7 protein-coding genes and 1 pseudogene are annotated in these 14,124 nt (G+C 58.2%); 5 read left to right on the forward strand and 3 right to left on the reverse strand.

Annotated elements, in window-relative coordinates:
- The first annotated feature begins 141 nt into the window (after positions 1-141).
- The 3 genes from LB572_RS06600 (at position 142) to LB572_RS34575 (ending at position 6,651) form a co-directional block, all read left to right on the forward strand.
- Positions 142-4,518, forward strand: a complete 4,377-nt coding sequence (locus tag LB572_RS06600; protein WP_224667160.1) for a GAF domain-containing protein — start codon at positions 142-144, stop codon at positions 4,516-4,518.
- Positions 4,519-4,688: 170 nt separating this feature from the next.
- Positions 4,689-5,096, forward strand: a complete 408-nt coding sequence (locus LB572_RS06605; RefSeq protein ID WP_224667161.1) for an Hpt domain-containing protein — start codon at positions 4,689-4,691, stop codon at positions 5,094-5,096.
- Between the two features lies 1 nt (position 5,097).
- A complete protein-coding gene (locus LB572_RS34575; RefSeq protein ID WP_224667162.1) occupies positions 5,098-6,651 on the forward strand; it encodes a response regulator in 1,554 nt (517 codons plus the stop codon).
- 510 nt (positions 6,652-7,161) lie between these two features.
- Here LB572_RS34575 and LB572_RS06615 read toward each other — a convergent pair.
- Positions 7,162-7,761: pseudogene (locus LB572_RS06615) on the reverse strand (tyrosine-type recombinase/integrase); the annotation flags it as partial.
- A gap of 1,000 nt (positions 7,762-8,761) precedes the next feature.
- On the opposite strand from LB572_RS06615, the gene LB572_RS06620 reads away from it, so the two are divergent.
- The gene (locus LB572_RS06620; RefSeq protein ID WP_224667163.1) at positions 8,762-8,983 is read left to right on the forward strand and encodes a hypothetical protein; all 222 of its coding nucleotides are present in this window, start codon (positions 8,762-8,764) and stop codon (positions 8,981-8,983) included.
- A 66-nt stretch (positions 8,984-9,049) separates the two neighbouring features.
- On the opposite strand, the gene LB572_RS06625 is transcribed toward LB572_RS06620, so the two are convergent.
- Positions 9,050-10,423 carry an HlyD family type I secretion periplasmic adaptor subunit gene (locus tag LB572_RS06625; protein WP_140804282.1) on the reverse strand — a complete coding sequence of 458 codons (1,374 nt, stop codon included), beginning with the start codon at positions 10,421-10,423 and terminating at the stop codon, positions 9,050-9,052.
- Positions 10,416-12,176 carry a type I secretion system permease/ATPase gene (locus tag LB572_RS06630; protein WP_412033540.1) on the reverse strand — a complete coding sequence of 587 codons (1,761 nt, stop codon included), beginning with the start codon at positions 12,174-12,176 and terminating at the stop codon, positions 10,416-10,418. The genes LB572_RS06625 and LB572_RS06630 overlap by 8 nt, the downstream gene beginning before the upstream one ends.
- 397 nt (positions 12,177-12,573) lie before the next feature.
- Between LB572_RS06630 and LB572_RS06635 the strand changes: the two genes are divergently transcribed.
- Entirely contained in the window at positions 12,574-14,025 is a 1,452-nt protein-coding gene (locus tag LB572_RS06635) for a calcium-binding protein (RefSeq protein WP_224667164.1), read from the forward strand.
- The last annotated feature ends 99 nt before the right edge of the window (positions 14,026-14,124 follow it).

Raw genomic sequence — 14,124 nt, forward strand, 5'->3', positions numbered from 1 at the left:
CGGCCCGATCGTTCGACAGCCATACAGGCCAACCACTCGGTACTGCCGATCGGCAGGCTGGCGTGTAACATTGCTTGCTAATATACGAAGGAAAGGCATTCCGCTCGAACTTGGCGGAATGCGTTTTTGGGAGAAGCCGACATGCGGGGCGCAGTTAAAGGCAACGATGCCAGCCGCTTGGCAGACGCCAAACGACGTATTGCCGAGTTGGAGAATATCAATGCAGTCGCAGCGATCGAACTTGACCGTCTTGCCATTGAAAACAAGCGCCTAATTCAGTTCAACGAAGAACGCACCAAGGAACTGGCCATCCTCAACAGCGTCGGCGACGCGATGGCGAAGTCGCTGAATGTCAAGACGGTGACCCGCATCGTCGGTGATCAGGTGCGCGAAATATTCTCGGCGGACATTACCGAAATCCTATTGCGCGATGAGACCTCTGACCTGATCACTGTCCCGTATTCATTCTATCGCGAGTATCAAGAGGTAGAGCCCTTCGCCTTGGGCGCAGGACTTACCTCCAAGGTCATCTTGTCTGGAAAACCACTGATCCTCTCGACGTTCGAGCAGTCCCTCGAGTTCGACGTGATCGCGCTCACCGAAGCGGAGCGATCCGAATCCTACATAGGCGTACCCATCATCGCCGGAGGCAAAACGCTGGGCGTTGTCAGCGTGCAGAGCTACGAGAAGCATGCCTTCAACGAAGATCATATACGCCTGTTACAAGGGTTATCCTCTAGCATGGGCGTTGCGATCGCCAACGCGCGCCTTTTTGACGAAACCCAACGGCTTCTGAAAGTATCAGAGGACCGCGCAAAGGAACTCGCGATTCTCAATAGCGTCGGCGAAGCGATGGCGAAGACCCTGAATGTGAAGACAGTGACCCGAATTGTCGGCGACAAGGTTCGTGAGATATTCGGCACTGAGGTAACCGAAATCCTGCTGCGCGATGAGACGTCCGATCTGATCACTGTCCCTTACGCATTCTACCGCGACTACCAAGATCCTGAACCATTTGTAATGGGCGAAGGCCTGACTTCGAAAGTCATACTGTCGGGCAAGCCACTGCTGTTAGGGAATATAGAGGAGCACATTGCTCTGGGCGCACTGATGCCGACGCAGGACGACCGGACCGAGTCCTATCTCGGCGTCCCGATCATTGCCGGCGACAGAACGCTGGGTGTGGTCAGTGTGCAGAGCTACCAAAAGAATGTCTTCAACGAAGATCATGTGCGCCTGTTGCAAGGGCTCTCAGCCAGCATGGGCGTTGCCATTGCCAACGCATACCTGTTCGACGAGACGCAGCGACTCCTGAAAGTGGCGCAAGACCGAGCCAAGGAACTCGCCATTCTCAACAGCGTCGGCGAAGCGATGACGAAGTCGTTGAATGTTGACACCGTTATCCGACTGGTAGGCGACAAGGTCAGGGAGGCCTTCGGCACCGAAGTCAGCGAGATTCTGTTGCACGACAGCCAATCCGGATTGGTTCGAGTGCCTTACGCTTACTACAGGGGTTACAAGGCCATCGAGCCGTTCCCACTCGGGATAGGACTTACATCGGAAATCATCTCCACGGGAAAGCCGTTGGTTTTCAGCACTATGGAAGAGGGAAAAAGGCGGGGTGCCTATTTTCCGTATGAGGAGGACAGGACCACGTCATACATTGGCGTGCCGATCAATTCGGGCGAGAGAACGCTCGGCGTGGTTAGCGTACAAAGCTACGAAAAGAACGCGTTCGACGAGAACCACGTACGTTTGCTGCAGACGATAGCCTCCAATATGGGGGTTGCGATCGCCAACGCCCGCCTGTTCGACGAGACCCAGAGGCTTCTCAAGGAGACGCAACAGCGCGCGGCCGAACTGGGTGCGATCAGCAAGGTCAGCCAGGCGCTGATCGGCGAAGCTGAACTTGGCAACACGATTCAGTTGATCGGCGATCAGATGCAGGAAATCTTCAGCGCCGACATCGTCTACGTCGCTTTGCTCGATCCAAAGACGAAGCTCATTCATTTCCCTTATCAATTCGGCGAAGCCTTTACCACGCTTCGGCTCGGCGAAGGCCTGACGAGTAAAATCCTGGAAACCGGAGAGCCGTTGCTTATCAACCAGGATGTGGCCGAACGCGGTGCGGAAATTGGGGCAACTCCGGTGGGTAAGGACGCACTGTCGTATCTTGGTGTTCCGATCAAGACCGCTCAGGGCAATGTCGGCGTCATCAGTGTGCAGAGCACAACTCGCGAGGGTATGTTCGACGATGACTCCCTCCGGTTGCTCTCCACCATCGCAGCCACTGCCGGTGCCGCCCTGCACAATGCGCAACTGTTCAGCGATCTCAAGTACACCGAGGCCGCCGTTCGCCAGAGCGAAGGACGGTTCCGTCAACTTTTCGAGTCAGCTCCGATTCCGCTTTGGGAGGAGGATTGGTCAGGTCTCAAAGTTATCGTCGATGGCTTGGTAAGGCAGGGGATCGGCGACATCCGCGGCTACCTACGAGACAATCCACAAGTGGCGGAGTCACTCCACGCTTCCGTGCGCTGGATCGATTTCAACGATGCTCTGGTTCGTCTCTACGGTGCTGAAAGCAAGGATGCATTGCGAGCTCGGCTGGAGGCGGACACCGGTGAACATTCCTGGGCAACCTATCCCGATGCCGTAGCGCAATATCTCGATGGCCACCTGCACACTTCAACCGAGGTCGTCGAACAGGATTTTAGCGGACGCGATCTCTACCTCGTCGAGACGGTGCAGCTTCCTGGCGATCCGGCAAATGACTGGTCGCGCATCGTCTCGTCCACTCAGGACGTGACGGAGTTGAAGCAATTGTCCCTCGCTCTCCAGCAGGCGAAGGAGGCGGCCGAATCGGCCAACGAGGCGAAGAGCACATTTCTGGCAACCATGAGCCATGAAATCCGCACACCGATGAACGGCGTAATCGGCATGGCCAACTTGATGCTTGCCACTAAGCTGGACGACGAGCAGCGGGAAATCGGCGAGACGATAAACAACAGCGCGGAAGCTTTGCTGACCGTCATCAATGACATTCTCGACTTCTCCAAGGTCGAGGCGGGCAAGATCGATCTCGATCCTCGGCAGTTCGAACTGCGCGAATGCCTCGAAAGTGCGATCGATCTGATCGCGCCAAGGACGGCCGAGAAGGGGTTGGACCTCAGCTATCTCGTCGAGCCGGGCACGCCGGAAGCGATCATTGCCGACAGCAGCAGGCTGCGGCAGGTCCTGATCAACCTCCTCAACAACGCTGTCAAATTCACTGAGCGGGGAGAGATCGTACTTTCGGTGGCGGCGGTACCGTCCGCAGCCGCAAGTGCCGGTTCACAAGCGGACGGCGAGCGGAACATGTGCACACTCCAGTTCGCCGTGCGCGATACGGGTATCGGCATACCAAGGGACCGGATGGATCGCCTTTTCAAATCGTTCAGCCAGGTCGATGCCTCTACGACTAGGCGCTATGGCGGGACTGGCCTCGGTCTGGCCATCAGCAGGCGTCTAGTAGAGTTGATGGGCGGTGAGATCTGGGTCGATAGTGCAGAAGGAAAGGGCACGACATTCTTCTTCACGATCCGCGCTCCAGTGGCTTCGAGCCAAAAAGCGGCTAACGCGTTGCCGGCAAATGGCGAGCTGGCCGGCAAGCGACTGCTGGTCGTCGATGACAACGCTACGAACCGGCGCATCATGTCCCTGCAGGCGCAGTCATGGAATATGGTTGCATCGGCAAGCGAACATCCGGCCGACGCGCTGCTAAGGCTTGAGGCAGGTGAAGCCTTCGATGTCATCGTTCTCGACATGAACATGCCCGACATGGACGGGGTCGAACTGGCCAGAAAGATACGGGCACTCGAAGGTAAGGACAGCGTTCCGCTGGTGTTGCTGAGTTCGATCGTTCCGATGTCGGAAGACAGGAAAAAGGAGATGGAAGGCCTAAAGTTCGCGGCCGCGCTTTCTAAGCCGATCAAGCCTTCGCCGTTGTTGAACGCGCTGCTCTCGATCTTCGCCGGAACCCCTACGCGCTACCACAGACCTGATCAACCGAAAGGAACGGCGCTTGATAGCGCGATGGCCGAAAAGCTTCCGCTTCGGATACTCCTAGTGGACGACAATGCCACCAACAGAAAGCTCGGCTCCAAGGTGCTTGAGCGTCTGGGCTACCGGCCGGATTTGGCAGTCGATGGGCGGTCGGCGGTCTCGTCCTACATGGAAGCCAGTCATGACGTCATTCTGATGGATATCGAAATGCCGGACATGGATGGCCTTGAGGCGACGAGATTAATCCGGGCGTCGGGTAGCGAACACGCGCGGCAGCCCTTCATCGTCGCGCTCACCGCCAACGCCATGGCCGGCGATCGGGAGCGATATCTGGAAGCGGGCATGGACGACTATCTTAGCAAGCCGCTACGCGTCGAGGACCTCATCGCCTCGCTGAACAAGGCGGTGCTGGCCGGCCGGCGGCGAAACGCTGGGGCAGCAAAAGATTCTGGGGAAACTGACGTGGCAGGGGCCTAGAACGAAAGGGGTAGCCTTGGCGCAATCACCTCTGGCGCCGTGGCAGAATTGTTCTAAAATTATGAGCTATCGCTAAAATAGCATGGCTGCGATATTCGATACGCTTAAGCTTGCCGAGGACATAGATATCTCAGGAAGTGGTTCGATTTCGGTCTTGCTTCAATAGTCGATTGAAGAAGTTCGCGGTTGGGCTAAAGCCTAAAAAAGAAACCGTGCATTCGGGGGTCGTTTTGGCGATCGACAGAGGGGCGCTTGCAAAGCTTCGTCAGCTTATGGGTGGCGAGGAATCCGATTTGGTAGAGCTGGTGGAGTCCTTTCTCGAGGAAGGACCTTCCATCATGCAAGCCTTGCAGGCGTCCGCTCAGGCATCGGACCTGAATGCTGCCCGCCGGGCCGCGCATTCTCTCAAATCCAACGCCCGGGACATGGGGGCGGCCGAACTCGCCGCAATCTGCGCTGGCCTGGAGGTTAGCTGCGCTAGTGGCGAACCGCTCGATCGGCGAGAAATCGACGCCGCAACGCACGCCTTCGACGTGGCGGTGGCCGAGCTTCGAGGGATTTTCAGTTTGGGAGGATAGCGTGGGCAGCCCTGGCAGGATTCTCATTGTAGACGACTCCCCGACCATAAGGATCAAGCTCAAGAAATCGGTTGAGGTTCTCGGACACAAGGCCGAGGCGGTGGAGGGCGGTCGCGCGGCTATCGATCGTCTTGCGGCTGAAAGCTATGAACTCATCCTTCTCGATATCATCATGCCCGAAATGGACGGCTTCGAGGTGCTTAGGGCCCTGAAGGCGTCACCAAGGACTCGGGATGTGCCCGTCATCGTGATTTCCGCGCTCGACGATGAGATGAGCAGCGTCGTAAAGGCCATTGAACTCGGTGCCGAGGACTTTCTGCCCAAGGACTTTGAACTTGCTCTTCTCAAGGCACGCATCAATACCTGCATTGAAAAGAAGAGACTCCGTGACGTCGAGACGGAATATCTGCGGCAGGTAGCCAAGTTGACCAAGGCGGCCGCAACCTTGGAAGCGGGGCGGTTCAATCCTTCGAAGCTTGGCATTCGCGATGTGGCAGGCCGCCCGGACGGTCTTGGCAAACTCGCCACCGTGTTCGCGAATATGGCCCAGAAGATCTACGAGCGCGAGCGCAAGATGCGGCAGAACATCCGCACGTTTCGAGGCGCCTTGCTGCTGCTCGCCTGCGGCGGCTTGTGGGGCCTTGGCGTGCCACTTTCGAAGATGGCTTCGCTCGTTGAAGCCCATCCGGTCGGACTGGCGATCCTCATCGACATAGTCGGGGCGCTGTTCTGCATCGGAATAAGCATGAAGCGCAAGACGATGCCGAACCTGAAAGAACTCACGCGAGCGGATTGGAAGTTCATCCTGTGCTTTGCGCTCATAAGCTCGGTGATCAACCAGGTTCTGCTTTACTGGGTCGCAAGCAAGCTTCCAGCCTTTATCGTCTCCATAGTCATCGTGCTCGAGGGGTTTGCCGTATTCCTTTTCGCCGCCCTGATGCGGACCGAAGCTCCCAATTTGAAGCGCTTTCTGGGACTTGGATTGGGTCTGGTTGGCATATGCATCATACTCTTCTACGGAGAGCCCGGGGAAATGACGACGGATTGGTTGTGGCTCGTCATCGCCCTTATCATCCCCGTTACTTACGCGACTGAAGATATCTATCTCTCGGAGGGCAAACCCGCCCATATCGATAACGTTGCCCTGTTCGGCATTACCCTTTCTGTTTCAGTTCTGATGCTGGTCCCACTGGCCGCCTTTTATCAGGATTTCATTCCGTTTGACCTGTTGGCCGGTCGGCTTGGCGTGATCGTCCTTTTGATGGCCGTCGCGGGGAATTTGGCGATGCTGCTATTCATGGCGCTAGTCTCCAGCACTGGTGCGGTTTTCGCCAGCCAGAACGCCTACGCCGTGACGGCGGCCGGCATAGCCTGGAGTATGTTGTTGCTGGACGAAGCAATACCGGCGCTGACCTGGGTTTCTCTGGCGCTGATAGTCGTCGGTCTTCTGATGGTCGAGCCCAAGCAGGAGGCCGAGGAAGAACCGCCATTGCTTGACGGCTCGTTGGATGAATTCGTGCCTCGGCTCGACCTGCTCCCGTCTGGCACGGAATGAAAAGATCCAAGGTAACTAGGGCGGTACGCGGGTTGAATCTTTAATAGTCTGATAGCACTTTCGGTACGGCCAGCTAGGCCTTCGAGTTGGCCGCTAATCGCGAGAGCGGTGTTGCTCCTTGAATGCAAGAGGCGGCTTTCTAACACGGCTATACTACCGTTCGTTTTCGGCCCCATTCACGACATCAGCAACTCGACGTAGATGCCCGTCACTGGCGTTATCATCACCTTCAGGCAGCACTGTGGAAGCTTCTTGCCAGCCATCGGGACACCTTTGAGCGAGGCGCATTTGGTCGACTGGGCGTAGCAATCTTTTGGGTGGGACAAAAAGATTGAAAAGCATTGGAACAGATTTGAATGCCGGATGGTCCCACCGGATTCTAACCTGTTGATTATGTTCGTTTTCCAAGCATCCTCCGGGCCCACCACTATCGTTATTTATCAAGGCTTTATAGGGTGGTTTGCCACGAGGTTCGCCAATAGGTTCGCCAAGCATCGGCTTGCGCGTCACGAGACGCACGACTCGATCCATCCCTTGGACTGCCAGCCGTACCTGCGATGCCTCGCGCGAATAGAGTTCTGCATGATCGATGTCGTCGTGACCGAGCACGTCCATGAGCTGCCTGGTCGAAGCCTCTGCCTCGGCCAGACAAACACCGAGAGACTTCCTTAAGCCATGGAGGGTCAGGCCCTTCGGCATGCCGGCAAGCTTGCACCAATGCGCCATCATTCCAGTCAGCGACTTGGCGGAGAAAGGCTCTCCATAGCCGTTGACCAGGACAGTCTCGCCGCGCCTGTCGGCCGCATCTAGAATCTCAGACAGCATCGGTGTGATCGGCACGAAGAGCCGTTTGCCACCAGTTCGTCCCTTGTTCTTGGCCTGAACGATATCAAACCCATCGAAGTGACGCTCGATGCCATCGATGAACACACGACGAGTGACTCTCTGATCCCAGCGCAGGCCCGCGACGTCGCCGCGGCGGTTGCCGAGCCAAAGTGCCAACCCGTAGCAGGTGCGCGCTGCGGTGCCGAACTGCCAACGCTTTTCAGATAGCAAAGACCTTGGGCACGATGGAGAACGATCGCGCTTGATACACGGTTTGCCAACCATACTCTCACGCTGGACGGCGCAATGTTGGATGCTGTGACGGTGAGCGGCCCGGCAGCCGCCGTCGGGTGTGCGGCCAGCGATTGCCGGGCCTGACCGGGCAGTTGTGAGTCCAGCCGGCTGACAGCATCATATCAGCAACATCTAATTCTTTATCCTGCGAATAGGGGAAAGCCACGCAAGCGACACGCGGCTTGAGCTTGTTAGCCCGGCATGGGCCGAGGCGTTCCAGACTTTGCACGATATCGCAATTGCCGAAATGGCTTTCAGCAAGCTCCAAGATACCTGACCATCTCGGTCTTGATGGAGCCCGCAAGCGGGTCGTGGCAGCTCGTCCGAGTGGAGGTCCCGCAATCAGCACGCCCTCGCGTCCCGCCGGCGGCTGGTTCAAACGTCCTTCGTTCGAAGGGCTATTATTTTAGCATAAGCTGATATGACAAATATCAGCCGGCGCCCTGTATCTAGTCCGTGCCCCGCCGGTCAGGCCCGGCTCGTGGGCACCCCCCGCTTTCGAGCCGGGCCGCTCGGTCGTCGACCTGGTATCGTTTCGGCGCTATCGGTTTGGGCGGTCTTCGCGCACGATGTTGTAGAGAAGAAGCCCCGCCATCAAAGACACGACAGCGCCTACCATGTCGTGGCCCGTCAGCCCCGAAAAATACACGAACGCAAATGCCAACTCGGCCATGGTCCACCCGGGAACGCGATGCCTCCTGAGAAAACCCCTAGAGCAAGCCGATGTTCCTGACGTCAGCGCCAACACAGGCAACGGCCCCGCGTTTCTGGAGACTAAGACGCGCGAAGGCGGGGAGTGGTGGCTGCGACCTGCGGAGGGGGCAGTGTCGGGAATCACCTAGGTTAAAGCAGAGCGCGCAAAGGTGGCGCAATGTACATTGCCTTGCCACCCTCAGGCGAGGTGAGATCCGGCTGTCTCAAACACATGGTCCGGTCGGGTCTCTTGGGAGGACACTTATAGGCCTAGACGCGCGCATTCAGAATGTTCTGCATGGCCGATTCATTTTGGGGGGACGCAATGGCTTTGTCCAATCGCCTGTTCGACCAGGATCTGACCTTCCAATGTCCCCGCTGTCACGTCCTGCTGGTCAAGAAAGGCTCCTGGATCAAGAGCATTACGAGCTTCAAGTGCGAGCGATGCCAAGAAACGGTTCGGCTGCCCTACGGTGACAAGCTCGCCATTTTCGAACGGCATCTGCGACTGGTGGGATGATTTAATCCGATCGCCGGGTGCCGCCTTGCAGGCCTTCGGAGGCGCCGAATTGGACTCTATATTTGCCTACCGGAAAGCGCGTGACATCTGGTCGGTGAGCGGCTTCAACAGATAAGACCAGACACTGCGCCGGCCTGTGCTTATGTGAACCTCGGCCGGCATGCCGGGCTTGAGCACCTTCGCGTCCCTCAGGCAACCCGTCCTGTTCTCGACGCTGATGCGTGCCGAGAAATAGGGCGCTTGGCGCTGCGGGTCCTTGATCAGGTCTGCGGAAATCCACTTCACCGCGCCTTGGCAGGCGGGTGTCGTACCGGCATCGAAGGCCGGGAAACGGATCGAGACCGGTTGACCTGACCGAATGTCATCTACCCGCGCCGGAGGAATGAGCGCGTCCACGACCAGATTGTCCGCATCGGGGACAACTGTCATCAGCAGTTCCCCGGGAGCGATTACACCGCCAATCGTGTGGACGGAGGATTGCTGTATCGTTCCCGATTGCGGGGCGCGGATTTCAGTTTTGGTCAGCTCGTCCTGAGCCACTATCTTACGTTCGTCGAGCTCGGTCCGCTTGGCTTCCGTTTCGCGGAGCTCCTTCGTCACTTCGCTTCGCCTTTGTTCGTCAAGCTGCAGAACCTGCAGCTCGGTTTCGGTGATCTTGACCTGGGCTTCCGCGACGGCCGCCGCCAGCCGCCCGGATTCGCCTTTGGCCCTTGTCGCGTCCAACCTGACGTTGCTGAGTCTCTCTTTCGAAACCAGCTTCTTGGAGTAGAGAGAATCCACATCGGTGAGATCGCGGCCCAGCAAAGCAGCGGATTCGTCCATCGCGGCCTGCTGGGCCTTCAGTCCTTCGAGCTGACGCTCAATCTGCTCGGTTTGGCTCCGCAGCAGCGTTTTTTGACCAGCCAGTTCCGACGCTCGCGTCTGGAGCAAGGCGCGCTCGCCATCGACCAGGGCCGCCACGCCCGGCTTGTCCATCTCCGCCTGAAGAGCAGCTGGAAGCTGCATTGTCGTCAGCCCCTGACGCTCCGCCTCCAGTCGGGCGAGCCGTGCTGTGGCGCGATCGAAATCCTCGCTTATGATCTCAAGGTTTGCCCGCGCCAGCGTATCGTCCAGCCTGAGCAACACGTCTCCGACCCGAACATGATCGCCATCCTGCGCAAGGATGTCGCTGATCGTGCCGCCGGCCTGGTGCTGCACCTTTTTGGTGTTGCTTTCGACCACGACGGTCGCGGGTGCGATCACAGCGCCCGCTATCTGGGTCAAGCCGAGCCACAGCCCTCCGCCAACGACCAGCAAGCAAGTCACCATCAGCCCAAGCGCCAGGCTAGGTCCGAGGTTGCCGGGGGGCGTGAGCACTTTCGTGCCCGTAGAGCGCACACCAGCGTCGAACCGGCTGTACCATGGCAGGAACGCAAAAACGCGAGGCAGAACATCACGCATGTCCGCTCACGCCCCTTTGGATGGGAATCACCGGGGAGGGGCGGTGCGTGGCGGAAGAGGGTGGTCGTGCGATGCTCGCCAACACCTCCTCGCGAGAGCCAAAGGTGCGAACCATGCCGTTGGACATCACCAGAACCTGATCGATGTTGGTGAGAGCGGACGGACGGTGTGCAACGACAACAACGATACCTCCGCGCTGGCGGACGGCCAGAATTGCGCCAGCAAGCGCGGCGTCGCCTTCGACATCGAGATTTGAGTTTGGCTCGTCCAGGACAACGAGAAACGGCTCGCCATAGAGCGCCCTGGCAAGCCCGATCAATTGTCTCTGGCCTGCCGACAAGGCCCTGCCTCCCTCGCCGATACGAGTTTGAAAACCTTCCGGCAGATGCATGATCATCGAGTAGACGCCTGCGGCCCTGGCGGCCGCGAGCACACCCTTGGAATCGCTCTTGCCGCCGAACCGGGAGATGTTGTCCGCTACCGTCCCGTCAAAAAGTTCAACATCCTGCGGCAGATAGCCGATATGAGCGCCGAGCGAGTGCGGGTTCCACTGATCGAGAGGGGCGTCGTCCAACCTTACGTTGCCGTTGAGCGGTCTCCAGGCCCCGACCAAGGCCCGCACCAGCGTCGTCTTCCCGGAACCGCTCGGGCCGACGATGGCCATGCCCGCGCCGCGCGACAGCTGAAAACTTACGTCGAGCACGGTTGGCTTTCGCGCGCCGGGCGGCGCTACCGTCAACGTCTCGACGGTCAGCCGCGTTTGCGGCCGGGGCAGTTCCAAAGGCTCGATCGGGTTTTCGAACGAGTCCAACATGGCCTTGAGTTGGAAATAGCTATGCCGTGTCGCCAGAAAGCCTTTCCAATTTGCGATCGCCGCATCGACCGGAGCAAGCGCGCGGCCCAGCAATATCGATGATGCGATGATCACGCCGGGGGACGCTTCGCCCCCTATGACTAGGTACGCGCCGAGGCCCAGCACTGAAGACTGCAGCGCCATCCTCAGCGCTTTCGACAATGAGCTGGTCCCTCCTATGATGTCGGAGAGCCGCTCCTGATGCGCCAGATAGCCATGAACGATGTCGCTCCAGCGCCTCGCCAGCCTGGGAGAGAGGCCCATCGCCTGGATGACCTCGGCGTTGCGACGGCCGGACTCGGCCAGCGCGCGCTGCGAGATCATGGCTTCGGATGTCAGTCTGGCAGGCCTGCGGCCGAAGATTTCCGCGACTGCGGTTAGCGCCACCACCGCAAGAGCGCCGATCGTGGCCAGCACGCCGAGCGAGGGGTGCAACATATAGATGATTAGCAGATAGAAAGGGATCCAGGGTGCATCGAAGATGACTGTCGGCCCGGATCCCGCAAGAAAGCCACGCAGGTGGTCGAGGTCCCGCAACGGATCGAGCCGGTCTGCTTCCCGACCTGCCTTGAGCGGCAAAAGCACCGAAATGGCGAATGCCCTTTGATGCAGGTTTCTGTAGAGCCGGCTGGAAATACGGACCAACAGGCGAAGCCGAATGAAGTCGAGCAGTCCGTAAGCGGCATAGAGGCCCAACATTCCAATCGTCAACCCGACGAGGGTCGGAACACTCTGCGAGGGCAGCACCCGGTCATAGACCTGGAGCATATAGAGAGACCCGGTCAGCGCCAGGAGGTTCGTCACCGCGGAAAAGAGCCCGACGCCAAACAAGCCCTGGGCGCAGTCCGACATCGCGATCCGTAAAAGGGAGGAGAATTCTTGCTTGGTCTTCATTGCCATCCGATTTCACGCGGATAACCGCGCGGCTTTGTTGACGCTGCCCGAGATGAGAAACCTTGATTGCATGGATATGCAGGTCCGAGCGATTACCGGACGTGAGGCGTCGCTAATGCAGCCTACTTTAACCCAAATGAAGCGAAATCGTGGCTCTGTCCCAAAATGGGGCAGTAAATCGGTGAAAAGCGGGGATAACGTTAGGAGAAAGCTTCGTGATAACTCGATTGACGAAGCGAGATTGCACTGAAAACATTGAGCTTTTCTTCGAGGGTGCCAAGGAAGATGCGGAACTTGATCACTTATTTTGACCGGCGAAATCGGTATGTGATTTCTGTCTAATATACCTTTCGTCTAGGCAAACGGTGCAGGGGGCGTTGCCGAATTACAAGAAGGAACAAGCATGGCAACTCTGCACTATGCGTCTGGCGGTTCGGCCGCCGCGGTTGCGACCGCTGGATTCAACCTCGTCGACGTTCAATACCTTTCCCAAGTGAATGAACTCACCGACGGAATGAAGGCGCTGGTCTATCTGGGCGCCCATGACGGCGTCACCCAGTCTTTCATCGATCAGGTCACCCCTTTTCTCAACAATCCGAAGGTGTTCGGGTTCTATCTCATGGATGAGCCGGACCCTACGGGCAAATGGGGAACCTATGCCAGCGCGGCAACTTTGAAGGCCGAATCCGACTGGATACACTCACACTTCCCAGGCGCGAAAACCTTCATCACGATGATGAACATGGGGTCTTCGACCAATCCGGATTTCACCAACACCTATAATCCCGCAAACACCGGTATCGACTATTATGGTGTCGATCCCTATCCGGTGCGCACCGGCACAACCACCGTCGACTACGACATGATCGACAGAGCCGTGGCCGCGGCCGTGAAATCCGGCATCCCGACCGATAAGATTGTTCCTATCTATCAGGCTTTCGGCGGCGGCGGCTGGATGACCGACACGGGCGGAAAACATGTCATGCCTACGGCGACTCAGGAGCAGGTCATGGTCGATCACTGGTCCAAGCTCGTTCCGTCGCCCGCGTTCGACTATGTGTATGCCTGGGGCTCGCAGAATGGCGACACTGCGCTCGAAAATTCGCCGGAACTGCAGACTTTCTTCCGGCAGCACAATGCCAGCACGACAGCGTCGACGCCGCCGACGAGCGCGGAGCCGACACCGCCTCCGACCTCCCAGCCCGCGCCGACAACCTCAGACGCGACGCCGCCGACGACGACCACGGACCCTTCTCACAGCGATCACGTCATCCATGGCGGCAAGGGCAACGACACTTATCATATCAACAATGCGCATGACAAAGTCATGGAAGCTAACGGTGGGGGCTTCGACAAAGTGATGGCCTCGGTCAGCTACGCCCTGTCCACCGGCTCGCATATTGAGCAGATCTCCACCGCCAGGACGGGCGGCAAAGCCGCCATCGATCTGACGGGCAACGAGTTCGGCCAGACCATCCTCGGCAACAACGGCGACAACAAGCTGAACGGCGGCGGCGGGTCGGACCTGTTGAAGGGTTACGGCGGCCACGATGCCTTCGTGTTCAACACGGCCCTTGGCCCGAACAATATCGACAGGATCGCCGATTTCAACGTTTCGCGAGACAAGATCTATCTGGACCACGCCGTGTTCGCTGGGCTTCAGGAGGGAGCGCTTGCGGCAGGCAGTTTCCATGCCGGTCATAGTGCGCATGATGCGAGTGATCGCATCATCTACAACAGCACGACAGGAGCACTCTCCTTCGACGGCGATGGAATTGGCGGCCACGCGCAGACTCAATTTGCGAGCCTGGCACCGCATCTCCACTTGGGCGAAAGCTCCTTCCTCGTAACCTGACAAGGCGCCTTGCCGGTAGGAGCGACCAATGCTCCTGCCGGCCGTGGAGACCGGATTTAGGTCCTTCACGGTATAAGCAAGTTGGCAAGGCCGAAGTAA

It is taken from the genome of Mesorhizobium sp. BH1-1-5 (assembly GCF_020165615.1).
Taxonomy (GTDB): domain Bacteria; phylum Pseudomonadota; class Alphaproteobacteria; order Rhizobiales; family Rhizobiaceae; genus Mesorhizobium.